General features: G+C 71.0%; 23 protein-coding genes and 1 tRNA gene. 12 read left to right on the forward strand and 12 right to left on the reverse strand.

Translation table 11 applies throughout. The annotated features are described in order from the left end of the window. The first annotated feature begins 238 nt into the window (after positions 1–238). The 5 genes from PGH47_RS12920 (at position 239) to PGH47_RS12940 (ending at position 6,368) form a co-directional block, all read left to right on the forward strand. The gene (locus tag PGH47_RS12920) at positions 239–883 is read left to right on the forward strand and encodes an HNH endonuclease family protein (RefSeq protein ID WP_271663547.1); all 645 of its coding nucleotides are present in this window, start codon (positions 239–241) and stop codon (positions 881–883) included. A 131-nt stretch (positions 884–1,014) separates the two neighbouring features. After that, positions 1,015–2,643 (forward strand): alkaline phosphatase D family protein, encoded by a 1,629-nt coding sequence (locus PGH47_RS12925; protein WP_271663548.1) that lies wholly within the window; start codon positions 1,015–1,017, stop codon positions 2,641–2,643. A gap of 366 nt (positions 2,644–3,009) precedes the next feature. Further along, a complete protein-coding gene (locus PGH47_RS12930; protein WP_271663549.1) occupies positions 3,010–4,938 on the forward strand; it encodes an FAD/NAD(P)-binding protein in 1,929 nt (642 codons plus the stop codon). A gap of 90 nt (positions 4,939–5,028) precedes the next feature. Further along, a complete protein-coding gene (locus PGH47_RS12935) occupies positions 5,029–5,466 on the forward strand; it encodes a DoxX family protein (protein ID WP_271663550.1) in 438 nt (145 codons plus the stop codon). 278 nt (positions 5,467–5,744) lie between these two features. Beyond that, complete coding sequence (locus PGH47_RS12940; RefSeq protein WP_107906801.1) at positions 5,745–6,368, forward strand: DedA family protein; 624 nt, start codon at positions 5,745–5,747, stop codon at positions 6,366–6,368. A 174-nt stretch (positions 6,369–6,542) separates the two neighbouring features. On the opposite strand, the gene PGH47_RS12945 is transcribed toward PGH47_RS12940, so the two are convergent. Continuing rightward, on the reverse strand, positions 6,543–6,785 hold the full coding sequence (locus tag PGH47_RS12945; RefSeq protein ID WP_107906800.1) for a DUF2277 domain-containing protein: 243 nt from the start codon (positions 6,783–6,785) through the stop codon (positions 6,543–6,545). 96 nt (positions 6,786–6,881) lie between these two features. Here PGH47_RS12945 and PGH47_RS12950 point away from each other — a divergent pair, with 96 nt between their 5' ends. After that, positions 6,882–7,787, forward strand: coding sequence for a ketopantoate reductase family protein (locus PGH47_RS12950; RefSeq protein WP_271663551.1), 906 nt, complete (start codon positions 6,882–6,884; stop codon positions 7,785–7,787). 8 nt (positions 7,788–7,795) lie between these two features. Here the strand turns inward: PGH47_RS12950 and PGH47_RS12955 are convergent, their stop codons facing one another. Continuing rightward, positions 7,796–8,269, reverse strand: a complete 474-nt coding sequence (locus tag PGH47_RS12955) for a hypothetical protein (protein WP_271663552.1) — start codon at positions 8,267–8,269, stop codon at positions 7,796–7,798. Between the two features lie 122 nt (positions 8,270–8,391). Between PGH47_RS12955 and PGH47_RS12960 the strand changes: the two genes are divergently transcribed. Then, positions 8,392–8,730, forward strand: a complete 339-nt coding sequence (locus PGH47_RS12960; protein ID WP_271663553.1) for a hypothetical protein — start codon at positions 8,392–8,394, stop codon at positions 8,728–8,730. Positions 8,731–8,943: 213 nt separating this feature from the next. After that, positions 8,944–9,561 carry a hypothetical protein gene (locus tag PGH47_RS12965; protein WP_271663554.1) on the forward strand — a complete coding sequence of 206 codons (618 nt, stop codon included), beginning with the start codon at positions 8,944–8,946 and terminating at the stop codon, positions 9,559–9,561. A 151-nt stretch (positions 9,562–9,712) separates the two neighbouring features. Here PGH47_RS12965 and PGH47_RS12970 read toward each other — a convergent pair. Further along, positions 9,713–9,787: transfer RNA gene (locus PGH47_RS12970), tRNA-Val, on the reverse strand. 205 nt (positions 9,788–9,992) lie between these two features. On the opposite strand from PGH47_RS12970, the gene PGH47_RS12975 reads away from it, so the two are divergent. Both PGH47_RS12975 and PGH47_RS12980 read left to right on the forward strand, forming a co-directional pair. Then, positions 9,993–10,766 carry a DUF4097 family beta strand repeat-containing protein gene (locus PGH47_RS12975; protein WP_271663555.1) on the forward strand — a complete coding sequence of 258 codons (774 nt, stop codon included), beginning with the start codon at positions 9,993–9,995 and terminating at the stop codon, positions 10,764–10,766. A 74-nt stretch (positions 10,767–10,840) separates the two neighbouring features. Further along, a complete protein-coding gene (locus tag PGH47_RS12980; RefSeq protein WP_271663556.1) occupies positions 10,841–12,304 on the forward strand; it encodes a hypothetical protein in 1,464 nt (487 codons plus the stop codon). A gap of 27 nt (positions 12,305–12,331) precedes the next feature. On the opposite strand, the gene PGH47_RS12985 is transcribed toward PGH47_RS12980, so the two are convergent. The 3 genes from PGH47_RS12985 to PGH47_RS12995 all read right to left on the reverse strand — a co-directional run bounded on the left by PGH47_RS12985 (position 12,332) and on the right by PGH47_RS12995 (position 17,078). Beyond that, positions 12,332–13,480, reverse strand: coding sequence for an amidase domain-containing protein (locus PGH47_RS12985; RefSeq protein WP_271668042.1), 1,149 nt, complete (start codon positions 13,478–13,480; stop codon positions 12,332–12,334). A 117-nt stretch (positions 13,481–13,597) separates the two neighbouring features. Beyond that, a complete protein-coding gene (locus PGH47_RS12990) occupies positions 13,598–14,887 on the reverse strand; it encodes a hypothetical protein (RefSeq protein WP_271663557.1) in 1,290 nt (429 codons plus the stop codon). Positions 14,888–14,942: 55 nt separating this feature from the next. Next, positions 14,943–17,078, reverse strand: a complete 2,136-nt coding sequence (locus PGH47_RS12995; RefSeq protein WP_271663558.1) for a transglycosylase domain-containing protein — start codon at positions 17,076–17,078, stop codon at positions 14,943–14,945. A gap of 251 nt (positions 17,079–17,329) precedes the next feature. Between PGH47_RS12995 and PGH47_RS13000 the strand changes: the two genes are divergently transcribed. Next, a complete protein-coding gene (locus PGH47_RS13000; protein WP_176577306.1) occupies positions 17,330–17,545 on the forward strand; it encodes an FmdB family zinc ribbon protein in 216 nt (71 codons plus the stop codon). Between the two features lie 62 nt (positions 17,546–17,607). Here PGH47_RS13000 and PGH47_RS13005 read toward each other — a convergent pair whose 3' ends face one another. From PGH47_RS13005 to PGH47_RS13015, 3 genes are all read right to left on the reverse strand, one after another. Next, complete coding sequence (locus PGH47_RS13005) at positions 17,608–18,426, reverse strand: HAD family hydrolase (RefSeq protein ID WP_271663559.1); 819 nt, start codon at positions 18,424–18,426, stop codon at positions 17,608–17,610. Then, positions 18,426–21,119 (reverse strand): phosphoribosyltransferase domain-containing protein, encoded by a 2,694-nt coding sequence (locus tag PGH47_RS13010; RefSeq protein ID WP_271663560.1) that lies wholly within the window; start codon positions 21,117–21,119, stop codon positions 18,426–18,428. Before PGH47_RS13010 ends, PGH47_RS13005 begins: the two co-directional genes overlap by 1 nt. Before the next feature lie 71 nt (positions 21,120–21,190). Further along, positions 21,191–22,360, reverse strand: a complete 1,170-nt coding sequence (locus tag PGH47_RS13015; protein WP_271663561.1) for an HpcH/HpaI aldolase/citrate lyase family protein — start codon at positions 22,358–22,360, stop codon at positions 21,191–21,193. Positions 22,361–22,547: 187 nt separating this feature from the next. Here PGH47_RS13015 and PGH47_RS13020 point away from each other — a divergent pair, with 187 nt between their 5' ends. After that, positions 22,548–23,351: a TerD family protein gene (locus tag PGH47_RS13020; RefSeq protein ID WP_271663562.1), complete on the forward strand. Its 804-nt coding sequence runs from the start codon at positions 22,548–22,550 to the stop codon at positions 23,349–23,351. 37 nt (positions 23,352–23,388) lie between these two features. Here PGH47_RS13020 and PGH47_RS13025 read toward each other — a convergent pair whose 3' ends face one another. The 3 genes from PGH47_RS13025 to PGH47_RS13035 form a co-directional block, all read right to left on the reverse strand. After that, positions 23,389–24,126 (reverse strand): TerD family protein, encoded by a 738-nt coding sequence (locus PGH47_RS13025; RefSeq protein WP_030944551.1) that lies wholly within the window; start codon positions 24,124–24,126, stop codon positions 23,389–23,391. Between the two features lie 102 nt (positions 24,127–24,228). Continuing rightward, entirely contained in the window at positions 24,229–25,377 is a 1,149-nt protein-coding gene (locus PGH47_RS13030; RefSeq protein WP_107906787.1) for a DUF475 domain-containing protein, read from the reverse strand. Positions 25,378–25,503: 126 nt separating this feature from the next. Continuing rightward, entirely contained in the window at positions 25,504–26,079 is a 576-nt protein-coding gene (locus PGH47_RS13035) for a TerD family protein (RefSeq protein WP_030944546.1), read from the reverse strand. Positions 26,080–26,199 lie beyond the last annotated feature (120 nt).

Below are 26,199 nucleotides of genomic sequence, written 5' to 3' on the forward strand. Positions count from 1 at the left end.
GAGCTGAGCAGTATGTCGACGGTCCGGCGAAGAGCTACTCCCCTTCTGCGCCACCCATGGTACGCGACGGAGTCGAACGAGCCATCGACGGATTCACAGGAAGAAAGTCACAGTCTCAACCTTGTCGTGTCATGAACACGTCACTAGCTTCTTACCGGACGCACACCTCCCCGCAATGCGGCGTGGCGAGCATTCCAACGCTCGCTCGCCAACACCCCCACCCCTCAAGGGAGTTCGCATGTCGAAGTTCTACGCGCGTCGACGGGTCAGCATACTCGCGGCCCTCAGCGGCCTCATAGCCTCCGTCGCGATTTTCAACGCCCCGACCGCCTCCGCCGCGCTCCCCACCCCCGTCAGCGCCGCCACCGCCCGCACCTACCTCGCCTCGCTCACCGTGGCCACCGAGGACCGCACGGGCTACGACCGCGACCTGTTCCCGCACTGGATCACCCAGTCCGGCGCCTGCAACACCCGCGAGGTAGTCCTCAAGCGCGACGGCACGAACGTCGTCCAGGACTCCTCCTGTGCCGCCACGAGCGGCAGTTGGTACTCCGTCTACGACGGCGCCACCTGGACCGCCGCCTCCGACCTCGACATCGACCACCTGGTGCCGCTGGCCGAGGCCTGGGACTCCGGCGCCGACAGCTGGACCACCTCCCGGCGCCAGTCCTTCGCCAACGACCTGACCCGCCCGCAGCTGATCGCCGTCACGGACAACGTGAACCAGGCCAAGGGCGACCAGGACCCGGCCACCTGGATGCCGTCGCGCACCGCGTACCGCTGCACGTACGTCCGCGCCTGGGTGCAGGTGAAGTACTACTACGGCCTCTCGGTCGACTCGGCGGAGAAGTCCGCCCTCACGAACTACCTCGCGAGCTGCTGAACCGGGCACCAGTGCCCGGCCGACGGTGGGCCGACCGTGAGCCTGCGGAGTTCGGCAAACTGTGATCTGCGGAACCTCCCCGTTCCCCTCCGTCGTTCCGTACCGTACGGGGCGACGGAGGAGGGCATGACGTGGCCGAACTGCGCCTGGGTCCGCTGCTGAGGTACGTCGACGGCTCGACCGCGACCGTGTGGGTCGAGGCGAGCCGTCCGTGCGCCGTGCGGGTGCGCGGGGCGGACGGGTCCGGCGGCGAGGCCCGTACCTTCCAGGTCGCCGGCCACCACTACGCCCTGGTGCCGGTCACCGGCCTCACACCGGGGACGACGACGCCGTACGAGGTCCACCTCGACGGCACGGGCGTGTGGCCGCTCCCCGGCTCGCCCTTCCCGCCGTCCGTCATCCGCACCCCGGCCGACGGCGACCCCGTCCGGCTCGCCTTCGGCTCCTGCCGCTGGGCGGCGCCTCCCGCCGACGAGAGGGACCCGGTCGGGCCGGACGCCCTGGACACGCTGGCCGCCCGGATGGCGGCCGACCCGGACGGCGAGCGGCCTGACGTGCTGGTGCTGCTGGGCGACCAGGTGTACGCCGACGAGACCTCCAAGGCGACCAGGCGCTGGCTGGCCGCCCGCCGCGACCTGAGCGAACCGCCGGGCGACGAGGTCGCGGACTACGAGGAGTACACCCGCCTCTACTACGAGTCCTGGCTCGACCCGGAGGTGCGCTGGCTGCTGTCCACCGTGCCCAGCTGCATGATCTTCGACGACCACGACGTCATAGACGACTGGAACACCTCCGCAGCCTGGCTCGCCGACATGCGGGCCACACCGTGGTGGCGCGAGCGCCTGCTGAGCGGGCTGATGTCGTACTGGGTCCACCAGCACCTGGGCAATCTGTCCCCGGCCGAGCTGGCCGCCGACCCGCTCTTCGCCGCCGTGCGCGAAGCCCCCGACGGCACCGACGAGCTGCGCTCCTTCGCCTGCAAGGCGGACGCCGACCCGGCTTCGGTCCGCTGGAGCTACCGCCGCGACTTCGGCCGGGTGCGGCTGCTGATGGTGGACACCCGGGCGGCCCGCGTCCTCGACGAGGAGGCGCGGTCGATGCTCGACCCCGGCGAGGCGCGATGGCTGCGCGAGCAGGCGCTGGAAGCCCCCGGCTCCTACGACCACCTCCTCATCGGCACGTCCCTGCCGTGGCTGCTGCCGCATCTGGTGCACGACGCCGAGGCGTGGAACGCGGCCCTGTGCCGGGGCGAGCGCGGGGAGCGCTGGGCGCGGTTCGGCGAGGATCTGCGGCGGCGGGCCGACCTGGAGCACTGGGCGGCGTTCCCGTCGTCCTTCGACGCGCTGACGGAGCTGATCGCCGAGGCCGGCTCGGGGCCGGACGCGCCGGCGACGGTGTGCGTCCTGTCGGGGGACGTGCATCACGCGTACATCGCCGAGCCGGCCTGGCCGGCCGGCACCGGGCCCGACGCCCGGGTCCTGCAGCTGACCTGTTCGCCCGTGCACAACGCCATCCCGCTCGCGATCCGGCTCGGCTTCCGCTTCGGCTGGAGCGGGCTCGCCCGGGTGCTGGGGCGGCGGTTCGCGGGACACGGGGGCTGCCCGAAGCCGCCGATCGACTGGCGCCGGACGGGCGGGCCGTGGTTCGGCAACCAGCTGATGACCCTGACCCTGGGGAGGCGCTCGGCGCGGCTGCGGCTGGAGCAGGCGCGGGGCGCTGCGCGGCTGGACGTGGTGGCGGAGTCGCAACTCACGCCGTGACGGTGGGCCGTGGCGCGTGACAGCTCGGGGGTTCGGGCCGGTCGGCGGCTGCGGGCCGGTGGGGGCCGTTCGCGCAGTTCCCCGCGCCCCTGGGTAGGCGGCCGCCAGGCCAACCTTCAGGGGCGCGGGGAACTGCGCGAACGACCCACGACAACCCGCAGCCGACGACCGGCCCGAACCCCCGCAATATCACCGCCGCGTCCGAACTCGCCCCACATTCGAACCGTTGCGACCGCTTGTGACCGGCGTGGCACGTGATGCTCGTGATGCATCCCACACTCACCGACCCCCGGGCTGAGTTCGCCCCTTCGACGACGGCATGATGAGCCGGACCGTCCGCTTCCGCCCGACGGCTCACCCGCTCCAATGCGCCCCACACGCCCGGGAGTCACCCCTTTGACCGCACCGACCCCCGCTCCGACCTCGGTCTCCATCGCCCTGGTCGGCGCCGGCCCCCGCGGCACCAGCGTCCTGGAACGCCTCTGCGCCTGCGCTCCCGAACTCCTGCCGCCCGGCGCGCGCCTCACCGTCCATGTGATCGACCCGGCGCCGCCCGGCCCGGGACGGGTGTGGCGGACCGCGCAGTCGCCCGAGCTGCTGATGAACACGGTGGCCTCGCAGGTCACCCTGTTCACCGACGAGAGCGTCGACTGCTCGGGCCCGATCCGGCCCGGCCCCAGCCTGTACGACTGGGCGGCGGGCGAGCTGGGGCCCGACGAGTACCCGACCCGCGCCCAGTACGGCCGTTACCTGGAGTGGGTGTTCGCGAAGGTCGTGCGCGAGGCTCCGCCCACCGTGCGCGTCGAGACGTACGCGACCCGTGCGGTACGGCTCGACGACGCGCCCGACGGCCGCCAGACCCTCACCCTGGACGACGGCCGCGTCCTGCCCGGCCTGTCCGCCGTGGTGCTGGCGCAGGGCCATCTCCCGACGGCCGCCGACACGGCCCAGCGCCATCTCGCCGCCCACGCCGAGCGGCACGGACTGCGGTACGTCGCGCCCGCCAACCCGGCCGACGTGGACCTGTCCGCCGTATCCCCCGGTGAACCCGTGCTGTTGCGCGGCCTCGGTCTCAACTTCTTCGACCACATGGCCCTGTTGACGACGGGCCGCGGCGGCCGATTCGTCCGTGACGACGAGGGCCTGCGCTACCTCCCCTCCGGCAACGAGCCGCGTCTGTACGCCGGTTCGCGGCGCGGCATCCCGTACCAGGCCCGCGGCGACAACGCGAAGGGGCCGTACGGCCGTCATCTCCCGCTCGTGCTGACGCCGGAGGTGATCGCCGGCTTCCGCAAGCGCGCCGACTCCGGCGAGGCGCCGGACTTCCTCGCGGAGATATGGCCGCTGGTGGCGAAGGAGGTGGAGACGGTGTACTACGCGGCGCTGATACCGGGGGCCGGGCGACCGGAGTTCACCGAGCGCTTCCTGGCCGTCCCTCATCGCGATCCCCAAGAGGCCTTGCTGTTGGACGAGTTCGGGATACCGGAGGGCGAGCGCTGGAGCTGGGACCGGGTCTCGCGGCCGTACGGGGAGCACGGCTTCCCGGATCGCGGGCGGTGGCGCGACTGGCTGCTGGCGCATCTGCGCGAGGACGCGGCCCAGGCCGCCCGGGGCAATGTGCACGGCCCGCTGAAGTCGGCCCTGGACGTGCTGCGCGACCTGCGCAACGAACTGCGCCTGATCGTCGACCACGCGGGCCTCACCGGCACCTCGCGCCGGGATCATCTGGACCGCTGGTACACCCCGCTCAACGCCTTCCTGTCCATCGGCCCGCCGCGGCGACGCGTCGAGGAGCTGGTGGCCCTGATGGAGGCGGGCGTGGTGGAGGTGCTCGGGCCGCGGCTCGAAGTGCGAGAGGAGGCGGACGCCTGGGTCGCGCACTCCCCCGAGGTGCCGGGTTCCGTAGTGCGCGCGACGACGCTGATCGAAGCCCGGCTGCCCGAACCGGACTTGCGGCGCACGGCGGACGAACTGCTCGCCCGGCTGCTGAAGACGGGACAGTGCCGGCCGCACACGGTCGACGGCTACGAGACCGGCGGGCTGGACGTGACCGCGCGCCCGTACCGGCTGATTGACCGTCAAGGGCAGCCGCACGCAAGGCGGTTCGCGTTCGGCGTGCCGACGGAGGGGGTGCACTGGGTGACGGCGGCGGGAGCGCGGCCGGGTGTGGATTCGGTCACTCTTTCGGATGCGGATGCGGTGGCCAGGGCGGCACTACGTGCCGTTATCCCCGGGGCGGAAGGGGATGCCGGGACGCAAGTGTGGCCAAATGTTGAACTTGCAAGCATCGATTAGGCAAGCCTAACGTGGGGCCACCGTTCACTTTCCGTCCCCAGGCCGGTGCCCACCGGCACCGGCCGCAGCCAGACCGAGGGAGCCCCCCACATGACCGGACGCCTCAACAGCGCCCAGCCGTATGCCATCGGCCTGTTCCGCATCGTCGTCGGCCTGCTCTTCGCCTGCCACGGCGCCAACTCGCTCTTCGGCGCCTTCGGCGGCGAGACCCCGGACACCGGCGCCTGGCCCGCCTGGTACGCCGCGGTGATCGAACTCGTCGGCGGCAGCCTGGTCCTGCTCGGCCTCGGCACCCGTGCCGCGGCGTTCATATCCTCCGGCGCGATGGCGTACGCGTACTTCAAGGTCCACCAGCCGCAGGCCCTGTGGCCCATCGAGAACAGCGGCGAGGGCGCCGCCATGTACTGCTGGGCGATGTTCCTGCTGATCTTCACCGGCTCCGGCGCCTTCGGCCTGGACCGGCTGTTCACCAAGCGCTCCGCGGCACAGAGCAGCACGGCGACCGACCAGACGCCGGTCGCGGCCTGACCTCCGGGACCCGGACCTCGCGGCCGGCCGCCGCCCCGGCCGGGTCCCACTCGACGGCGTCCGCGCCCGCGCACCTCGCGGGTACGGGCGCCGTCGCGCGTGCTCTGCGTGTTCGCGCGCCCTCGGCCGGGTGAACATGCTGTGCCGAACACACGAGCACCCGATGGATCTCCTGTCACACCCCCGGCGTACGCTGTATGGCTGTCACATGCCGCCCCTGCCGCTCCCCCAGGACGTCGCGGCACGGGTCTGGCCACGGGGGTAAACGGGGAGTTGCAGTGCTCGAGGGGATCGAGGACGTGGGCGCGTTGACCGCGGGCCCATGGATCTATGTGGTGGTCGCGGTCTCGGTGCTGCTGGACGTGTTCGTGCCCGTCCTGCCCAGCGGCGTTCTGGTCATCACGGCGGCCACGGCCGCTGCCGCGGGTTCCGGTGCCGCCACCGGGGAGGTCCCCGGCGAGGTTCCGGACATTCTGGCGCTGACGCTCTGCGCCGCGACGGCCTCCGTCCTCGGCGACCTCGTCGCCTACCGCGTCGCCCGGCGCGGCGGCGCCCGGCTGGACCGCGCGATCGCCCGCTCCCGCCGGCTGAGCGCGGCGCAGGAACGTCTCGGCGCGGCCCTGGCCCGGGGCGGCGGCGCCCTGGTGGTACTGGCCCGCTTCGCCCCGGCCGGCCGCTCGGTGGTCTCCCTCGGCGCCGGCGCCACCCATCGCCGCGTCCGCGACTTCCTGCCCTGGTCCGCCCTTGCGGGCCTGGCCTGGGCCGTCTACAGCGTGGCCCTCGGCTACTTCGGCGCCCAGTGGCTGGGCGCGACCTGGCTGGCGACGGCGGTGTCGGTGGCGGCGCTGTTCGCGGCGGGGGCGGGGGCGACGTATTTGGTGCGGCGGGAGCCTTCGGCGTAGCCAGGGCGCCCAAGGGCTCGGGGCTTCGGGTCCGACGGCGACTGCGGGCTGTGTGTGGCTGGTCGCGCAGTTCCCCGCGCCCCTTGGGTGGGCTGAGCTGCGGCCGACTCAGGGGCGCGGGGAACTGCGCGACCAGCCCCCGCCGACCCGCACCCGGCAGACGGCCCCGCCCCGTTACCCGGCGGCAGCCCCGCGCGCCGTCGCGGGCGCGCCTCGCACCTCCAGTCCGTCGAGCAGTTCGGCCGTGGCCTCGGCGATGGCCTCCACGGCTCGGTCGAAGACCTCCCTGTTGTGCGCGGCCGGGGCACGGAAGCCGGAGACCTTGCGCACGTACTGGAGGGCGGCGGCCCGAATCTCTTCCTCCGTCGCCTCCTCGGGCAACACGGGCGGACGGAGTGTCTTGATACTGCGGCACATGTCGAACAGTCTCCCTCGGAACCGTGCCCGTCTGCCATGATCACGTCCGGGGCGGCCACCGCTGAGGGGGCGGGGCCGACCGACGAGAGGATGCGCATGACCGCGAACGACGGACTCACCGTGGCGATCCTGGGCCCGGGCGGCATCGGCGGACTGCTCGCCGCGCTGCTGTCCCGCTCCGGCCACCGTGTCATCTGCCTGGCCGGCGACGAGACGGCGAAGACCCTGAGCGCGAAGGGCATCCACGTCCGCAGCGGCCTGTTCGGGGACTTCACGGCCCCGGTCGAGGCCGACACCGAGCTCCGCGAACCGGTCGACGCCTGTCTGATCGCGGTCAAGGCCACGGCCCTGGACGCGTCCCTGACCCGGGTCCCGCCCGCCGTGCTGGGCGACGGGCTGGTCGTACCGTTCCTGAACGGCGTGGAGCACCCCGAGCTGCTGCGCGCCCGCTACCGCGCGGACCGGGTGGCGCCCGCCGCGATCCGTGCCGAGTCGACCCGCGTCGCGCCGGGGGAGATCGAGCACGGGACGCCGTTCGCCGAGATCGACCTGACCGGCGACTCGGTCCCCGACGACCGCCTGGCCGCCCTGGCGCAGGTCCTCGACGCGGCCGGCCCGACGACCCGGGTGCACGCCGACGAGGCGGCGACGCTGTGGTCGAAGATGTCACTGCTGGCGCCCTTCGCCCTCCTCACCACCCGCTACGCCCTGCCCATCGGGGACGTACGCACCCGACACCGCGAGGAGTTGCTCGCCCTCGTCGACGAGTCGACAGCCGTCAGCGCGGCCTGCGGCGGCCCCTCCGACCCGTCCATGGCCATCGCCCGCTACGACGCCTTCCCGGCCACCACGAAGTCCTCGATGCAGCGTGACGCGGAGGCGGGCCGCCCCCTCGAACTGGACGCCATCGGCGGCGCGTTGCTCCGCGCGGCGGACCGCCACGGAGTTCCGGTGCCGGTGGCGACCCGCCTGGTGGGCGAGTTGCGGGCAGCGGGCCACTAACCGGCGGTTCAGTCCCACGAGTTGAAGAGCACCGCTCCGACGGTCTCGGGCCGCCAGTAGTCGATCTGCCGCCACTCCACGGCGGACAGGGCGGAGGTGTCCGCCGAGGAGAGCGGCGACAGCAGCACCGCCGCGCTCAGCACGGTGAATCCGAAGTCGCCGAGGCCGGCGGCCCAGGCGGGCGCCTCCCGGAACTGGTCGGTGTACCAGTCGTGCGGCTCGTCCACGAACGCGACAAGTGGTGTGTAGGCCTGGAACAGGGTGCAGCAGCGGCCGTCCGGGCGCTCGATCGTGGCGGTGTGGAAGGTCTGCGCGATCTGCCGCGCCTCGAACTCCCCGACCCGTCCGCCGGCGGCCCGGGCCGCCGCGTACCACGCCGTACGGCACGCCCTGGGGTCGGTCCGCCGTATGTCGGGATCGCCGCTGGTGAAGAACCCCGTCGAGCCCCGCATCAGCCGGAAACCGTCGCCCGGACCCGCCATCCACGCCTCCCGCCCCGCCCGTGTCCCGCGCCGCCCGTCCCGATCATGCCCCCACACACTCGTTCGCATGAACCCCCCAAAGGCACTCGCAACCCAAAATCGAACAGGCGTAGCATTGCGGCGTGGCTACGCCCTATGACTTTCCGAGTGACCTGCTCGCCGGTCAGGAGGAGCTGCATCAGGTCCGGGCCGAGCTGTCGGCCCTGCTGAAGCGGCTGCCCTGGTCGGTCGAACCCCTGGACGGGTTCAGCGACGACAACGGCTGGCGCAAGGTCGAGCGCCCCGCCTCCCCCGGCTGGACGGAGGACGAGCAGGCCGAGGTGGAGAAGCTCCGGCAGCGCGAGCACGAACTCGCGGTGTTCGTCAGCGGCCACCGGTTCTGGTCGGAGATGGCGGGCTCGGACCGGGTCGACGCCCGCACGAAGCTGAAGCACGCACACGGGGCGACCGAGGGAACCTGAAGCGCGCGGCCGAAGTAGCCGCGCATGAAGGGCAGTTCAGAATCCGGACGTGGACAGAACCGCCCGACGACCGCCCCCGAGGCCCGCCACCATGCGGGCCTCCGCCGTTTCCTGACCCCGACTCACATAGGTCACAGAATCATCCCAACGTCTTCACACCTCCCACACATCAGATATGTTCACCCCTCACGCAAATTGCGCCAAGGGGGGCACATGAGCCAGCAGTACCCGCAGCAGCCCGGATACGGGCCGCCGCAGCAGCCGACGCAGCCCGGCTACGGCTATCCGCAGCAGCCCGGTTGGGGCGGTCCCCCGCCCCAGCCGCCGAAGAAGCGGAGCATCGGCAAGATCCTCGGCATCACGGGAGCCGTCCTCGTCGGCCTCATCGTGATCGGCGCGATCGCCGGCGGCGGAGGAGACGACTCCACCGACAAGAGCAACAAGGACAAGGCCGTCGCCGCCACCTCGAACAAGCCCAAGGCCGCCGAGGAGCCGGCTGCCGAGGAACAGGCCGCCGAGGAACCCGCGAAGGAGGAGCCGGCCGCGGACAAGAGCCAGGCCGAGCAGTTCAAGGCCTGCGTCACCAAGTCCGGTACGGACAGCGAGAAGGCCGCCGTCGGCCACGTCACCAAGGTGACCGGCACCGACAAGACCAACGACATCCTCGACGCCGCCGAGGTCTTCACCGACTACAAGGGCGGGTTCCTGAGCGAGAACGCCGGCGACGCCAAGCTGATCGCGTCGGCCTTCGCGTCCTGCTACGAGTCGAAGAACGGTCTGGTGACCATCTACGGCAGCGACGGCGACATGATCGCCAACGGGAACTACTGACCCGTTCCGACGGACCCCACCGACCGTCGCAGACCGGCCCGGCCCGCACCCGTGCGCGGGCCGGGCCTTCTCGTCGGGCGGGACGGAACGGAAACGGCCCCCGGAGATCCCTCCGAGGGCCGTGGAACGCCGGCTGGGCCGGTGTTCTCTCTGGTGGGCGCGGACGGTTTCGAACCGCCGACATCCTGCTTGTAAGGCAGGCGCTCTACCCCTGAGCTACGCACCCGAGAACGAGTGGACAGCCTACCTTGCCTGGGGCCATGTCCCGCAAACCCGTTCCGGCGAAGGTCAGGGAAGTCCTGGGGTTATCCCCACCATGGATCCGGGAGCGGCCCGGATCCCGCACCGAGCCCGGGGTCCGTACGGTCGAAGCACCATCGCAGCCCTGGGCCGAAGAGGTCGGCCCGGGGAACTCTCAGGGGGAGATCGTCATGGCCCGTACCGTTCCAGCCCGCGCCCTCGCCATCTCCGGGGCGGTCGTGGCGCTCGTCGCGGGACTCGCCGCCTGTGGCGCCTCCGCCGGGGACGACAAGGAGCCGGACCACAAGTCGTTCGCGCTGGAGGGGCGGACACTGACCGTCGACTCGGACGACTCGGCGCTGGAGATCGTCGCCGCCGACTCGAACAAGGCCGGCACGGTGGAGGTCACCCGGTGGTTCCAGGGGTCGGTCGCGATCGGGTCGGACCCGAAGGTGACCTGGGAGATGAAGGACGACCGGCTGGTGCTGCGGGAGAAGTGCAACGGCATGATCGCCGACTGCGCGACCAAGCACCGCATCGAGGTGCCCCGCGGAGTCACCGTGAAGGTCGAGGACGGCGACGGCAGCGTGCGGGCGCGCGGCTTCCGGGACGCGCTGAGCGTGCACACCGGGGACGGCTCCGTGCACGTCACCGACTCCAGCGGCCCGCTGGACCTGCGCACGGGCGACGGGTCCGTGCGGGTCTCCGACGTCTCCTCGCGCCAGGTGAAGGCACAGACCGGGGACGGCTCCGTGAAGCTCGAACTGGGCACCGTGCCGGACAAGGTGGAGACCCGCACCGGCGACGGATCGGTGACGATCGAGCTGCCGCGGGCGACGTACCGCGTGACGACGAAGACCGGTGACGGCGGGGTGGATGTGTCCGTGCCGCGCAGCGACACCAGCTCCCATGTGGTCTCCGCCAGCACCGGCGACGGAAAAGTCACTGTGCGAACCGCGAACTAACCGGCCCGTGTGTTCGTCCTAAACCGGTGGGAGAATGACACCGGGCAGGGTGAATGACAGCACGGGAGAGGGATGTGACGGCGACACCTCGACAGCCGAAATCGCCGTCAGTGCCGCGTGGGCGCAGCCGCTTCGCGCGGGGCCTCCCGCAGGCCGTCCCAAGGGTCGCCCCGCAGCCCGCCTCCCGGATCGCAGGGCGCCCGCGCCGAGCCCTGCGCGACTCCCTCGCCGACTCCCTCACGCTCGTCGCCCTCCCCCTGGTCGTCGCCCTCGCGCTGCCCGCCTCCTTCGCCGGCGGCGGCACCCGGCGCTGGTTCGGGGGCCGGGCCGAGAGCCAGCGGGCCGAGGCGCAGGCCGCGAAGGACGCCGCGGCGGCAGCGTTCTACGAGCTGGACACGGCCCAGCGGGATCTGCGGATCTCGATCGAGACGATCGCGGCCGTGGACGACTCCCCGGCCGCCCGGCGGGCGATCACCGACTTCGACGCCCTGGGGCGGCGCATCGACGAGGTGAGCCACCAGTACATCAACGCGGTCGACGCCCACGACCTCGACCGCGACGACCTGGAGGCCGCGGCCGCGGCCCGCGCCCGTACGGAGCTGGCGAAGGCCAAGGACGACCTCGACAACGTCAAGCGCGAGCTGGACCGGTTCGCGGACGGTCTCGGTCCGCTGCTCGGCAAGGCCGAGACCCAGCTGGCCCGGCTCGCCCCGGCCGTCGAGCGCGCCCGGCAGGGCCTGCTCGCCGCGTCGAACGCGCTGGACACCGTGCGCACATCGGGGCTGCGGGCCGACGACCTCGCGGCCCGGCTCGCGACCCTCGCCCCGGAGCTGACGAAGCTGAACCAGGGCGCCGGGCAGCACGGCGTACCGCAGACGCTGGAGCGCGCCGAGCGGGTCGCGCGGGAGGCGGAAGCGGTCCGGGTGGAGGCGGAGCGGCTGCCGGAGAAGGCGGCCGAGATCGACCACCGGCTCGTGTCGCTGCGGACCCGCGCCCAGGCACTCACCACCCGTGCCGGGCAGGTGGAGCCGGTGCTGAGCGAGCTGCGGCGGCGGTTCACGGCGGCCTGCTGGCAGGACCTCCAGGGTGTCCCGGACCTGGCCGGGGAGAACGTACGGCAGGCGGAGCGGAAGCTGACCGAGGCCCAGGCGGCGCGCGACGAACAGCGCTGGCCGGACGCCACCGCGCTGCTGTCCACGGTCCGGGCCCTGCTGAACATCACCGACGAGTCGGTGTCGGCGGCCGGTGACCGGCTGCGCCGGCTGAACGCCGTGCAGAAGGACCCGCAGCAGGAGATCGACCGGACCCGGTTCGCGATCCGGGACGCCCAGCGGCTGGCGATGGCGGGACGGAACACGCCCGACCCGCGGCACGCGCGCCCGCTGGACGACTCGGTCGCCCGGCTGGAGCGGGCGATCGGCACCCTGGAGGGCCGCCACCCCGACTACTGGCACTTCCTGACCGAGACGGAGGCCGTACGGCAGTCGGTGGCCCGGGTCGTCGCGCAGATCCGCGACGAGCGCGGCGCCGGACACTGAGCCGCACAGCCTCCGTCCAGGGGGCGATCAGGTGCGGTAGGCGTAGAAGGCCGCGTTCGAGTACGACGCGATGATGCTCGCCACCGAACGCCGGTAGGTGTTGGTGGAGTGGTACGTCAGATACGGCACGCCCTGCGGGCTGCGGTAGGAGACGAACATGGTGTGGTCCTTGGACCCGTCCTTGTCGAAGTCCATCTGGAGCACGTCACCGACGTCCAGCTGGTAGACGTTGGCGAGCGGGGTGGTCCGCTTGGAGTTCTGGGCGAACCAGGACCACTCGTTGACGCCGATGAACGAGTGCGACTGGATGTCCGCGTTGCCGAACCACTTGGTGTAGTCGTACACGTAGCCCGGGACGTGCTTCCAGCCGCCCGCCTTCAGGGACTGGCTGACGAAGTTGGTGCAGTCGCCGCCGGCGCCCTGGCCGTTGAAGTCCGGGTAGTCCTTGTTGTAGTTGCTCCAGTACTTCTCCGCGTAGGCGGCCATGGCCTTGTAGTCCAGGGCGGCGCCCGTGAGCGTCTTGGGCTTGGCCGGGGCGGGGTAGGTGGTCGCGGCGCGCGGGGCCGACGGCATGGTGTCGTCGACCGTGGGCGCCTTCACGGACGGCCCCGCGACCGTGTTCACCGCCATGCCCTGGTCGGTGTCGCGGATGCCGGTGAGCTGCCAGTCGCCGTGCCGGTCGGCGGTGAAGGTGAGCTCGTGGTGTGCCTGGAAGCCGGTGGTCCTCGGCTCGTCGCCGCGGACCTTGGCGTAGGTCAGGGTCGTGGTCTCGGTGACGGCGGCCTCGGCCGTACGACCCTTGACGCGGGTGGCGTCCAGGGTGACGGCGGTGTCGGCCTTGCGGTACCTCTCGCCGAGCCGCGCGAGGAGGTCCTTGCGCCGGTCGAGCGTGGTGAGGGCGGTGTCCTCGCCGCGGGCGGTGCGGGAGGACAGACGGACGTCGCCGGAGAAGCCGTCGGTCAGCGGCTTCGCGCTCCGCACGCCGTCGACCAGGGCCTGGGTGCGGTCGGTGAAGACCGCGTCCGCCAGCCGCTGGAAGGTGGCCCGGGTCCCGGCGTCCACCGTCGGGTCGTCGACGACCGTGGCGCCGGCGCTCCAGGTGGGCAGCAGTGCCGCCGAGGCGGCGATCGAGGCGACGGCCGCCGCGACTATGGTGACGCGACGGCGCGCGGGCATGGGTGTTCTTGATCTCACGGGGATTCTCCTTGCCCGGGGTGGTCGAACCCGGGCAAGGAATGTTTACACCTTCTCCTCAACTGTGAAGAACCCGGGGGTAGTTGAGCCTTCAGCGGACTACTTCACCACCGTCGACCAGTCCGGCGACTGCGCCGGGTCCAGCCCGCGCAGCCGTTGGAGCGTCTCGGGCTTCTGCACGTCCATCCAGTCCGCGAGCTCCTTGAAGGACACGCACTTGACGTCCTTCTTCGTGCAGACGTTCTCGATCACCTCGTCGACGGCCTTCATGTAGATGCCGCCGTTCCACTCCTCGAAGTGGTTGCCGATGAACAGCGGGGCCCGGCTGCCGTAGTAGACCCGGTTGAAGCCGGCCATGTAGGTGTCGAGGGTCTCCTGCTGCCACTCGGCGTGCCTGGCCGGGTCGCCGTCGGTCTCGCCGTCGGACTGGTTGTAGAGGAAGTTGAAGTCCATCGACAGGCCCTGGAAGTCGCCCTTCTCGTACGGGAGCATCTGGAGCGGGAAGTCCCAGATGCCGTTCTTCTTCGTCGGCCATATCTGGAAGTCGCCGGTGGAGCTGGCGTCGTAGCGCCACTTGTAGCTCTTCATGGCCTTCAGCAGGTTCGCCTGGCCCTCGAGGCAGGGTGCGCGGCCGCCGGTGACCTCCTTGCGGAAGTCGAACGGCAGCGGGTCGAGGTCGGTGTAGCCGGTGTTGGTCTTCCACCGCTCCACGAAGTCGTAGAACTGGTCGATCTCGCTCTTCCACTCCGCCACGCTCCAGTCGTCGCCGCCCTTGGCGCCGCAGAAGTGGCCGTTGAAGTGGGTGCCGATCTCGTTCCCGTCCGTCCACGCCTTGCCGAGCTGCTCCAGCGTGGTGCGGATGTGCTCGTCGGTGGGGAAGCTGATGGCCGACGAGCCCTTGGGGTGCTGGGGCGGGGAGTAGAGGTCCTTCTTGTCCTTGGGCAGGAGGTAGATGCCGGTGAGGAAGAACGTCATGTGGGCGTCGTACTTCCTCGCCATCTCCCGGTAGTGCGAGAAGAGTTCGTCGTCGCCCTGGAGCGCGCCGTCCCAGGAGAAGACGACGAACTGGGGCGGCTTCTGGCCGGGCTTGAGGGGCTGCGGCTTCAACTGGCCCTTCTGCGGGCCGGTGTAGGAGGTCGAGCCGTCGCCGAGGACCTTCGTCCTGCCGTCCCACTCGGGTTCGCCGCTCGGCTCGGAGGAGGCGCGGCCGCCGTCCGCCGGGGAGGCGCCGGAGGACGCGGTCGGGGCCGTGTTGCCCGTGCGGTTGAGGACCAGATAGCCGCCGACGAGGGACGCGACGACGAGCAGGGCCGCCAGGGTCAGCATCCCCGGGGGCGGGTTGCGGCGGGGTTCGCGGGGTCGGCGACGGCGGCCGGACGGAGACATCATGGGCGGCTCAATCTGCGAGGGAGGTGGGGGGTTGCGGGGGGGGTGGGGCGCCGGGTCAGCCGAGACCTTGGGCGCCGGACCAGATGCCGTACGGGACGCTGCCGGCGGGGGTGCCGGCGATGCCCTTCAGCGGCAGTGGTTCGAGGCTCTTGGTGAGATCGATGCGGTAGGCCACGACGGCCGTCGACACGGAGGACGCGGTGCCGACGTACCAGGCCGCGGTGTCGTCCTGGGTGGTGCCGGTCTTGCCCGCCACCCGCGCGGCGGAGGCCGCGGTGGCCGGGTGGGCGAGGCTGAAGGCGGACCTGAGCGCGGACTGGACCTGCTCGGCCACCTTCGCCGTCACGGCACGGCGGGAGGCGGGCTTCGTCAGCCGCACCGTGGAGCCGTTACGCGTGATCCGGGCCACCGAGTACGGCTCGACGTGCGTGCCCCCGGCGGCGAACGTGGCGTACCCGCTCGCCATCCGGATCGCGCTGGGCGTGGCGCTGCCCAGGGACAGTGCCGGCACCTGCGGCCCGAAGCTGGAGGAGAGCAGCCCGGCCGCCTCCGCGGTCCGGCGCACCTTGTCCAGGCCGGTGTCCATGCCGAGCTGCATGAACGGCGTGTTCACGGACTGCGCGAGCGCCTGGTGAAGGCTGATCCGCCCATAGTCCTTGCGGCCGTCGTTGCGGGCGGCGACCCGTTTGCCGCTGCGGTCCCAGTACGGCCCCTCGGGCGTCATGACCGGCACACCGTCGTCGCCGTCGTACAGCGTGTCCGGAGTGACCTCGGTCGGGCCGCCGTCGCGGGTGCGTTGGACGCCGTTCTGGAGCGCGGAGGCGTAGACGAACGGCTGGAAGGCCGAACCGGCGGGCACGGTGGTCGAGTTGGACTCGTTGTAGCCCTGCCTACGGTGGTCCGGGCCGCCGTAGACGGCGAGGATCCGTCCGTCGGTGGCGACCGAGGCGGCACCGTAGTGCGCGGCCCTCGCCGTGGCCGCGTCCGCCTTGCGGGCCTTGCCGCGGGCCCTGGTCACGGCGTCGGTGAGCGCGGTCTCCCGTTTGCGGTCGAAGGTCGTGTAGATCTGGTAGCCGCCGAGGTCGAACTGCTTGTCCGTCAGACGCGCCGACTTCTTGGCGTACTGCGCGGCCAGCTCCACCAAATAGTCGCTCTGCTTGCCGGTGTCGTACCCACGGGCCTGCTTCAACGGCTCGGGGAAGGTCTTGTACTTCGCCCGCTGCGCCGGTGACAGCCGGCCGAGGTCGACCATGCGGTCGAGGATCCAGGACCAGCGCTCCACGGCCCGCGCGTGGTTGGCCCTGCTCAGCGCGGGGTCGTAGAGGGCCGCCCCCTTGAGGAGGGAGGCGAGGACGGCGGCCTCGCTGACGTCGAGTTCGGAGACGTCCTTGCCGTAGTAGGCCTGGGCGGCGCGCTGCATGCCGTAGGTCCCGCGGCCGAACCAGCTCGTGTTGAGGTAGCCCTGAAGGATGTCGTCCTTGCTCATCCGGTTGTCGAGCTTGAGGGCGAGCATGGCCTCGGTGAACTTGCGGCCGACCGAGCGGTCCTGGTTGAGGTAGACGTTCTTGACGTACTGCTGGGTGATGGTGGAGCCGCCCTGGGTGTCGCCCTCACCGAAGGTGCGCCACACGGCCCGGCCGATTCCGCTGAGGGAGATGCCCGGGTCGCTGTAGAAGCTGGCGTTCTCGGCGGCGAGCACCGCCCAGCGGACGTCCTCGGGTATGTCCTTCAGCGGCATGTCCTGCCGCCGCACCCAGCCGGTACGGGCCATGGGTGTCCCGTCGGACCAGAAGTAGACGTTGTCCTGCTGGGTCGCGTACGAGTTGAGGTTCTCGGGGATGTCGGTGGTGGCGTAGCCCACGCCCAGGCCGACGGTGATCAGGCCGAGGAACGTCAGGACGCCGCCGAGCCACTGCTGCCACGACGGCGCCCAGCGGCGCCAGCCGGTGCGGCCGGGGCGCGGGTACCGCGGGCGCAGCCGACGGACGTAGGGCGCGGCACGGGTCACCCAGGGGCCCGCGGCCGCCTTGAGGCGGGACAGGGCGGCCGGGCGCGTGGCCTTGCGGCGGCGCCCCGGTGGGCGGAATCGGCTCTTGTCCGAAGAGTCGTCGGAATTGCGGGATAAACCCGCCTCGACCGTTCGCAATTGCACGGTCTCGTCCGGCGGGAGCGCGGGGACCTTTAACTGCATGGTCTCGTCCGGCTCCTGCCCAGCCCTGGTCACGGCTGCGCCCCTCCCCGCATTAGGTCGTGCCCGCGAGGAAGGGCATGGCCACCGTGGTCAACGGCAGCGCGCCCCCTGTTCCCCCGGCCTTACGGCTCCTCCCGGCAATCGAAAAGTATCAGTGACCTTTTCAAATTCTCCACACCGGTATCGGACAGCGTCGATCGCAAACGACCGCAGAGGGGTGTGTAACCGGTCATGCCGATTAACCTGTGACCATGCCTCGCTACGAATACCGCTGCCGCAGCTGCGGCGACACGTTTGAACTGAGCCGTCCGATGGCGGAGTCCTCCGCGCCGGCGAGCTGCCCTGCGGGGCATGACGACACGGTGAAGCTTTTGTCGACGGTGGCTGTCGGGGGAACGGCGGCAGCACCCGCCCCTGCGCCGAAGTCGGGCGGAGGCGGGTGCTGTGGCGGCGGGTGTTGCGGCTAGCTGGATCGGGTGCGTAGCTGTCTGCGGGCAGGTGGGGGCTGGTCGCGCAGTTCCCCGCGCCCCTAGCGGGGCGCTTCTGTGCGGGTTGCCTTCAGAAATTCCCGCAGGATGCGCTCCCCCGCCAGCACGCCGCGCTCCGGCAGCGCGCTGATCGCCGGGGCCGTCCAGTCGGCGTCCGCGAGCTCTCCGTGGCCCGGGCGCCAGCCCTGGTCGGCGGCGAGGAGGAGGTCGGCGTCCAGGAGGGAGTCACCGGCGGCCAGGGTCAGGTCGGCGCCGGTGCGGCGGGCGACCTCGCGCACGGCGGCGCTCTTGGTCAGCGGCTTCGGGACGGCGTAGATCTTGCGGCCCTGGAGGGACACCGTCCAGCCGCGGTTCTCCGCCCACACCGCGAGCTCCTTGACCCACTCCTCGGGCAGCAGCTCGCGCTCGACGACGAGGTAGGCGAAGAGGTCCTCGGCGACCCGGTGCTTGCGCACCCACGCCGGGGACGCCGACGCCATCAGGTGGTCCTGCACCTCCGCGAGCGGCGCGCACTGCTCGGCCAGCCGGGCGGCGACCCGCGCGCTCCAGTCCTGGTCGGCGACGCCGTCGACGAGGATGTGGCCGCCGTTGGCGCAGATCGCGTACTTCGGCGCGGGGCCCGGCAGGTTGATGCGCTGGTACTGCTTACGGGTCCGGGTCGTCGTCGGCACGAACACCGCCGCGTCACCGAGGTCGGTCAGCAGCTGGGCCGCCGTCTCGGTCATGTACGACAGCGGCCTGCTCTCGTGCACCTCCACGCACAGCAGCCTCGGCGCCCGCGCGTCCGGCATGGTCAGCGCGAGGGCCGCGGCGGAGTAGATCAGCGTACGGTCGAGGTCGCTCGCCACCAGTACCGGCATCAGAGGTTCACCGCCCGGCCGTCGGCACCCGTCGCGCCCCGCGTGTACTTGGGGTGGATCAACCCCACGCAGGTGTACGGCAGTTCGGCCACTTCCTCCACCGGTACTCCCCTTTGTTCGGCCAGCAGTCGTACATGGTCCAGGTCGGCGCCGGCTCCGGCCCGCGCCAGGATCTTCCAGGGCACCCGGCGCAGCAGCACCCGCGTGGTCTCGCCGACGCCCGGCTTGACGAGGTTCACGTCGTGGATGCCGTACTCCTCGCTGATGCGCTCGACGGCCGCCCAGCCCTCCCAGGTCGGCTCGCGGTCGCCCGACAGCAGCTCCTTGGCGGTCGCGTCGACGGCGTCCACGACCTCCGCGAAGCGTGCGGACACGGCGTCCAGGAAGGCCACGGAGACGTCGGCGCCGGCGAGTTCGCGGTAGAACTTCGCGCCGTGGTAGTCGTTCGGGCCGACCAGGTCGGCGCGCAGGACGGTACGGGAAATCAGGCCGGAGACCGTGGAGTTGAGGCACGCGGAGGGAATCAGGTAGTCCTCGCGGGTGCCGTACGTCCGCACGCAGGAGCCCGGGTCGGCCAGTACGGCGATCTCCGGGTCGAAGCCGGTGATGCCGTCGGACGCCTCGAACTCCCTTATCGCAGCGGTGAGTTCGCGGGTGATGGCGCCCTTGCCTGTCCAGCCGTCGACGAAGACGACGTCCCGCGGGTCGTGGTGCGCGGCCAGCCAGCGCAGGGCGTTGGCGTCGATGCCGCGGCCGCGCACGATCGAGACGGCGTAGTGGGGCAGTTCGAGGCCGTGCCGGAACTGGGCCCAGCGGCGCATCAGGACGCCGACGGGGGTGCCCGCGCGGGCGAGTGAGACGAGCACCGGCCTGGGCGAGCGCTCCGCCAGCACGATCTCCGTCACCGCGCCGGCCGCCTGCGCGAGGCGTGCCGCCGACTCGGCCAGTGCCGTCTGGAACAGCTCCTGGTACTGCTCGCTCGGCTGGTACTCGACGGGCAGGGACTCGGCGTAGTGCGCGCCCCCGCTCTGGATGGCCTCTTCCCGCTCCTCGGTCGGCGCCTCCAGCGTCACGTCCGAGAGGTCCTGGAGCAGCCAGCCGACCTCCTCGGGGGCGTACGAGGAGAAGGCGGGGCCGCGGAGGGGCTCGGGCAGCATCGGGTGCCTTTCGGGAAGGGCCAGGGGCCCGGGGACGTACGACGGCACCACCGCCAGCAGGACCTGCGGGGCATGGGCCGAGAGCCGGGCCAGCAGGCCGTCGGGCGCGTGCAGCTCGGGGGTGTCGGCGACCGAGTCGACGACGGCTATGACGGCGTCGAAGCCGGCGCCGGCGACGTTGTACGCGTAGCGCTCGCCGGGGCCGTCGGCGGGGGTGTCGTGGGCCGGGAAGACCAGGCGGGTGCGTATCGCGTACCCCGGGTCGTCGACGGCGAGGACGGGCGAGCGGGTGGTGGTCGAGTAGCGGACCTCGACGCCCTCGGCGACCTGCTCCAGCTCACGGGCGAGCCTGAGGGGGGCGTACATCAGCTCCTCGAAGCCGAGTACGAGGACGCTCCGCGCATTGGCCGGGAGTGCCTCTGCGAGGCGGGCGGTCATGGCGGGGAGGGCGTCCTCGAGGTGGCTGCGGTGCGCGGGGGTGAAGCCGTGCCGACCCCCGTCGGGGAGGCCGGGGGGCCAGTGCAGGTCTATACGGGTGATGTGGGGGTGGGTGCGCGCGTCCTCCGGCTGCAGGCCGGTGGGGCCTTGTCGCGCAGTTCCCCGCGCCCCTAGGGGGTTGCTCTCCTGGTCGGCTTCAATGCCAAGCCCGCTGCTTGGGGGGTTGCCCTCCCGGCCGGCTTCAGCGGCAAGCCCGCTGCCCGGCGCGTTGCCCTCCCGGCCGGCTTCAGCGGCGACGCCGCTGTTTGGGGGCGCGGGGAACTGCGCGACCGGCCCCGACGGCGCCGCAGACGACAGACCACCGGCCCCGGCACTCTCCGCCTCGTACCGCGCCACCAACTCCTGCCCCTTTTCCAACACCCCCTCCGGCAGCCGTACAGTCCCCGTGGCGGCCGCCACCAGATCAACCCGGGCACCGATCTCACCGGCGAATTCCGCGAGGCGCCCCGCGTCGGCCGCGGACCGCATGTCCACCAGCGCGACCACGACGTACCGCCGCCGCGGATACCGCTCATGAAGGTCACGCACGGTGTTCAGCACCGTGTTCCCCGTCGAGAACTCGTCGTCGACCAGGACCAGCGGCCCGTCACCCACCAGCAGCGCAGGGTCCTCCGGCAGCAGCAGATGGGACGTGGCGTGCGAGTGGGACTCCTCGAAGCCGCCCGCGCGGGCCACGCCGGCGACCGGCCGGCGGGTGGAGTGCAGATACGGGGCGAGCCCGACACCGTCGGCGACGGAGTGCCCCAGCCCGGTCGCCGTCTCCGCGTACCCGAGGACGACCGCCCTGGCGGCCTCCTCCGCGCCCAGCAGCTCCCGCACCCGGCACCCCAGGGCGAAGCCCGCGCCGTACACCACGGAGGGTGACTGCGGTACGTGCTTGCCGAGCACGTTGGAGACCAGCAGATGGGCCCGCTTGGGGTTGCGCCGCAGGGCGAGCCCCAGCATCCCGGTGAGCTCGTCGTCGCCCTCGAGCCGGACCCCGAGCCGCTCGGCGACCCAGCTCCCGGACCAGACCCCGTCGTTCACTGCCTTGTTCATGCGTCCCTTGGTTATAGAAGCCGGTCAGCCGGTGGAGGCCGGTCGGCCGGATCGAAGCCGGTCGGCCCGGTTCAGGCCGGGATCCCGGCGGCCAGCAGCTCCACGAAGCCGATGTCCTCATTGGCCACACCGAACGCCTCGGCCCGCAGCATGGTCCGCTCGGCCCAGGCCCGGTGCGGCTTCACCTCATTCATCTTGTTCGTGTACTGCGACCTGAGTACACCCCCGCCGCAGCGCTCGGGCCGCAGGATGTCCTCGGCGTCGCTGAACTCCTCGTGGCTGACCACGGACAGTGCGTGCACGGGCAGCACATGGGAGGGGTGGATACACGTCTTGCCGAGCAGGCCGTTGGCGTGGTCCATGGTGATCTCGCGCAGCAGGCCGTCCATGGAGTGCTCGATCAGGGCCTCGCGCAGTTCCTCGGCCTGGCCCTCCAGGAAGGGGCTGCGGCGCAGCTGAGGCTTGAACATACGTTCCTGCACCCGGAAGTACTCCCACACCGGCCCGGTCACCGTGAACCCGGTGCCGTCGGCCCGGCCCAGCATGTTCACCACGTCGGCGATCACGGAGGCGACGATCTGGACGTCGTAGGCCGTCATGTCCGGGGCCCGGCGCAGCCCGTACGAGGAGCAGAAGTCGGTCACGCCCAGGCGCAGCGCGAGCACCCGGTCCCGGTACTTGTCGACGGCACGGAAGATGCCCTCCAGGGTCTCCACGCGCGACTCGCGGTAGAGCAGCTCGGGCGACTCCAGCACCGGCATGGCGAACAGGCGGCGGCCGCTGTGCGCCTCGGCGGTGGCGAGGGCCTCCAGGAAGGGCATGCCGCGGTCCCCGGTGAACTTCGGCAGCACGAATCCGGACAGCAGCCGCACGGCAGGACCGATTCTGCGCACCAGGTCGGGGATCTGCTCGGGGGTGCGGACCCGGATGAAGAGCAGCGGCAGATCGTCCGCGCCGTCGCGTGCGGCGAGGTCGGCGAACTGGCGGACCAGGTTCTCCTCGCCCTCAGCGACGTCCTCGTCACCGATCGAATCCTCCAGGCACAGCACCATCGAGACCACGCCGCGTCCGGTCTGCTTGACGATGTCCTCGGCGAGCCGCGGCCGCGTGGCCGGACTGTAGAGCGTGGCGCCCAGGGCCGCGGAGAGCAGCCGGGCCGGAGAGTCGGCGGTGAACTCGCACGGTTCCTGGTGGAACAGGCGCTGCCGCACCTCCGGGGCGATGTGCCCGAAATGACGCATAGAACTCCCCCGTGGAGACTGAGTGACCCCTGTGACCGGTTCACAGGTGGCCGGTAATAGTACGTAGATACCCATGTCGGGGGTTCCCGACGGCCATGAATTTCTGGTAACGCGGACAAACACGACCGCGCACGCCATGTGTACCCCCGCGTTGTCGTGACCAGGACGGAGAGGGCAGGATGACGGCATGACGCACGCGATGTTGAAGGGGTCGAACGTCCCGCTCGAAGCCACGACGGTACGCGCCGTGCTGCGCTGGACGCCCGGGCAGGGGGTTCCGGATGTCGACGCCTCGGCTCTGCTCCTCGGCCCCGACGGTCGTGTGCGCTCCGACGAGGACTTCGTCTTCTACAACCAGCCCCGGCACCCCTCCGGGAAGGTCTGGCGACTCGGCAAGAAGCGACTCGCCGATGGCCTCACCGACACGATCCAGACAGATCTGGCCGGTGTCGAGTCCGGCGTCGGTCAGATTCTGGTGGTCGCATCGGCGGACGGCGTCGTCTTCGACCGCGTACGGGACCTGCGCATCCTGCTGTACGACGCGGCGGCCGCCGAGGGTGATCCGCTGGCGTACTTCGACATCAAGCCGGAGACGGGCCAGGAGACGGCCCTGATCTGCGGCGAGCTGTACCGCCGCGGCGACGGCTGGAAGTTCCGCGCGCTCGGCGAGGGCTATTCGGACGGCCTCAAGGGACTGGCCACGGACTTCGGCATCTCGGTGGACGAGTCGGAGACCCTGGACGACCACTCGCAGACACCCGAGATCTCCCAGCCGCTGCCGCCCGAGCAGCCGACGACCACGGTCCCGCCGCAGCCGGCGTACGGCTACCCGCAGCAGCCCCCGCCGACCCAGCCGGCGTACGGCTACCCCCAGCCGACCAGCCAGCCGGCCATGGTCCAGTCCGGCTACGGCTACCCGCCCCCGGTGACGACGGTGGCGGCCCCGGACTTCCGCCTGCCGCCCCAGGGCCCGCAATTCATCGGACGATGACGGGAGCGCCCCTTCAGGGGCGCCTCCGCCCGGGCGGCTACTTCTCCGCCTTGGTCTTGTAGCCGCGCCCCCACTGCAGTCCCCACCCGAACAACCGGTCCAGCTCCGCCTGGAACCCGTAGACGAACTTCACCTCGCGCCGGACCCAGATCTCGTCCTTCACGTTCTCGATCATCACCACCGCACAGGACCGGGCCTGCGGGTGCCGCTCGTCCAGGCCGATCTCGATCCGGGGCCCGTTGCTCGGATAGAGCGTGACGATCGCGTGCGTGCGGTCGAAGGCCGGCGTCTGGTCGTAGATGTACACGAAGACCAGCAGCCGCTTGATGTTCTCGCGGTGATCGAGGTTGACGTATATCGTCTCGCCGGACGCCGACCCGAACCGGTCGTCCCCGCTGAGTTTCACGTACGGCGGCGAGTTGACGTCCCCGAGGAACCCGCCCAGCGGCTGGACGACGCCCTTCGTGCCGTCGGTCAGCTCGTACAGCGCCCCGAGGTCCAGGTCGACGTTGACCATGCTCTGGCTGTGCCCGAGCACCTCCGGCGGCCTGAGCGCCTTGAAGGGGTGCCGCAGCAGGCTCTCCCGCTGCGAGCCCCCGATGTCGGACGTCCGCATCCGCCAGGTCAGGTTGATCCGCAGGTGCCCGGTCGCGGCGCCCTGCTTGGTGAGCGAGACCCTGTCGTGCCGTTTCGTCAGTTCGATCGAGTTCGACGACGCGCTGCCCGAGTCGAACTCGGCCGCCCGGCCACGCCAGAGCCCGTCCAAGAAGCCCATTCCGCCCCCACGTCCCACTAAGCCCCGCGTCCACTGGATATACCGACGGGGCGGCCGGACGTCCGGCCGCCCCGTCGAGAGCGTTCCTCAACCGCGGGGGTGTCACACCCCGGACGACACCTCAGTCTTCTCGTCCGAGGCCTCCGCTTTTCCCTCCGCCGCCGCCAGCGCGCGGTTGCGCCGCACCGAGGACCAGAAGGACCAGGCGATCAGGATCACGCCGACCGAGCCGGTGATGAACTCGTTGATCTCGTACTGGATGGTGACCAGCAGGATCGCGGCGAGCGCGCCGATCGCGTAGTGCGCGCCGTGCTCCAGGTAGACGTAGTCGTCGAGGGTTCCCTGGCGCACCAGGTACACGGTCAGCGACCGGACGTACATCGCGCCGATGCCGAGGCCCAGCGCCATCAGGACGATGTCGTTGGTGATGGCGAAGGCGCCGATCACACCGTCGAAGGAGAAGGACGCGTCCAGGACCTCCAGGTAGAGGAACATGAAGAACGCGGCCTTGCCGGCCAGGGCGACCGCGGAGCGGGGCTTGCCGGTGCGCTCGGCCTCTTCCTCCGCCTCGTGCTCGCGTTCCTCCTCCTCTTCGAGCTTGTCCTCGAAGTAGCCGGAGAGACCGCCCACGATCAGGTACGTGATCAGACCGCCGATACCGGAGAGCAGAACCGTCTCCGCCTTGTCGACGTGCGCGCCGCCGTGCTGGTGGGCGTTGGCCGCGAAGGTGAGGGCCGAGATCAGCAGGACGATCAGGGCGATGCAGACCGACAGCATGTCGACCTTGCCGAGCTTGGCCAGCGGGCGCTCCAGCCAGCTCAGCCACTTGATGTCCCGGTCCTCGAAGATGAAGTCCAGGAAGATCATCAGCAGGAACATGCCACCGAACGCGGCGATCGCCGGGTGGGCGTCCGTCACCAGCTGCTGGTACTGGTCCTTGTCGCTGAGCGCGAGGTCGACCGCCTCGATCGGGTTCAGCGACGCGGTGACCGCGACGATGACGACAGGGAAGACCAGTCGCATGCCGAACACGGCGATCAGGATGCCGATGGTGAGGAAGATCTTCTGCCAGAAGGCATTCATCTTCTTCAGGATCCCGGCGTTGACCACCGCGTTGTCGAACGACAGCGAGATCTCGAGGACGGAGAGGATCGCCACGATGCCGAGGGCGCTCCACCCCCCGAAGAGGACCGCCGCAACCAGGCCGAGCGCGGTGACCGCGAACGACCAGCCGAAGGTTTTCAGAACCACTGGCTACCCAATCCTATGTGTACGGGGCTCCCGCGCGCCGCACTCGGCTTTACGAAGACTTTGAACCCGAAGTCTAGTCGGCCGCCCTCCGGACCCCACCGGGGCCCGGCTTTTGCTCATATCGCGTTATGAGACGTTGACCCCGAAGTCGAGTGCGATGCCCCGGAGTCCGGACGCGTACCCCTGTCCCACCGCCCGGAACTTCCACTCGCCCTGGTAGCGGTAGACCTCGCCGAAGATCATGGCGGTCTCGGTGGAGGCGTCCTCGCTGAGGTCGTAGCGGGCGAGTTCCTGGCCGTCGGCCTGGTTCACGACCCGGATGAAGGCGTTGCTGACCTGGCCGAAGGTCTGGCCGCGTTCGTCGGCCATGTGGATCGAGACCGGGAAGACGATCTTGTCGCAGTGGGCCGGCACCTTGGACAGGTCGATCAGGATCGACTCGTCGTCGCCGTCGCCCTCGCCGGTGAGGTTGTCGCCGGTGTGCTCCACCGAGCCGTCCGGGCTCTTGAGCTGGTTGTAGAAGACGAACCACTCATCGCCCAGTACCCGACCGCCGCTGCACACCAGCGCGCTGGCGTCGAGGTCGAAGGGGGCTCCGGTGGTGGAGCGCGCGTCCCAGCCGAGCCCGACCATCACCTGAGTGAGGTTGGGTGCGGCCTTGGACAGGGAGACATTTCCTCCCTTGGCGAGCGTGACGCCCATGATGCTGGTCCTCCCCGCGTGATGCTTCTTTGGTTGTCCTGCACTACCCCGAAGGGGGCACCCCCAGGCGCCGCACCCGAACGGTACGGCGCCTGACTCGCCCGGTGGTGTTCCGGGCGA

The organism is Streptomyces sp. HUAS 31 (genome assembly GCF_028198125.1).
Classification (GTDB): Bacteria; Actinomycetota; Actinomycetes; order Streptomycetales; family Streptomycetaceae; genus Streptomyces; species Streptomyces chartreusis.

Excerpts from the sequence above, each read along its gene's own strand:
- PGH47_RS12945 (WP_107906800.1), bottom strand. The coding sequence starts at position 6,785 with ATGTGCCGCAGTATCAAGACACTCCGTCCGCCCGTGTTGCCCGAGGAG.
- PGH47_RS13010 (WP_271663560.1), bottom strand. The coding sequence starts at position 21,119 with ATGAACAAGGCAGTGAACGACGGGGTCTGGTCCGGGAGCTGGGTCGCC.
- PGH47_RS12920 (WP_271663547.1), top strand. The coding sequence starts at position 239 with ATGTCGAAGTTCTACGCGCGTCGACGGGTCAGCATACTCGCGGCCCTC.
- PGH47_RS12975 (WP_271663555.1), top strand. The coding sequence starts at position 9,993 with ATGGCCCGTACCGTTCCAGCCCGCGCCCTCGCCATCTCCGGGGCGGTC.
- PGH47_RS12955 (WP_271663552.1), bottom strand. The coding sequence starts at position 8,269 with ATGGCGGGTCCGGGCGACGGTTTCCGGCTGATGCGGGGCTCGACGGGG.
- PGH47_RS12950 (WP_271663551.1), top strand. The coding sequence starts at position 6,882 with ATGACCGCGAACGACGGACTCACCGTGGCGATCCTGGGCCCGGGCGGC.
- PGH47_RS12995 (WP_271663558.1), bottom strand. The coding sequence starts at position 17,078 with ATGCAGTTAAAGGTCCCCGCGCTCCCGCCGGACGAGACCGTGCAATTG.
- PGH47_RS13005 (WP_271663559.1), bottom strand. The coding sequence starts at position 18,426 with ATGCCGGTACTGGTGGCGAGCGACCTCGACCGTACGCTGATCTACTCC.
- PGH47_RS13000 (WP_176577306.1), top strand. The coding sequence starts at position 17,330 with ATGCCTCGCTACGAATACCGCTGCCGCAGCTGCGGCGACACGTTTGAA.
- PGH47_RS13020 (WP_271663562.1), top strand. The coding sequence starts at position 22,548 with ATGACGCACGCGATGTTGAAGGGGTCGAACGTCCCGCTCGAAGCCACG.
- PGH47_RS12965 (WP_271663554.1), top strand. The coding sequence starts at position 8,944 with ATGAGCCAGCAGTACCCGCAGCAGCCCGGATACGGGCCGCCGCAGCAG.
- PGH47_RS13035 (WP_030944546.1), bottom strand. The coding sequence starts at position 26,079 with ATGGGCGTCACGCTCGCCAAGGGAGGAAATGTCTCCCTGTCCAAGGCC.
- PGH47_RS13015 (WP_271663561.1), bottom strand. The coding sequence starts at position 22,360 with ATGCGTCATTTCGGGCACATCGCCCCGGAGGTGCGGCAGCGCCTGTTC.
- PGH47_RS12990 (WP_271663557.1), bottom strand. The coding sequence starts at position 14,887 with ATGATGTCTCCGTCCGGCCGCCGTCGCCGACCCCGCGAACCCCGCCGC.
- PGH47_RS12930 (WP_271663549.1), top strand. The coding sequence starts at position 3,010 with ATGCGCCCCACACGCCCGGGAGTCACCCCTTTGACCGCACCGACCCCC.
- PGH47_RS12985 (WP_271668042.1), bottom strand. The coding sequence starts at position 13,480 with ATGCCCGCGCGCCGTCGCGTCACCATAGTCGCGGCGGCCGTCGCCTCG.
- PGH47_RS12935 (WP_271663550.1), top strand. The coding sequence starts at position 5,029 with ATGACCGGACGCCTCAACAGCGCCCAGCCGTATGCCATCGGCCTGTTC.
- PGH47_RS13025 (WP_030944551.1), bottom strand. The coding sequence starts at position 24,126 with ATGGGCTTCTTGGACGGGCTCTGGCGTGGCCGGGCGGCCGAGTTCGAC.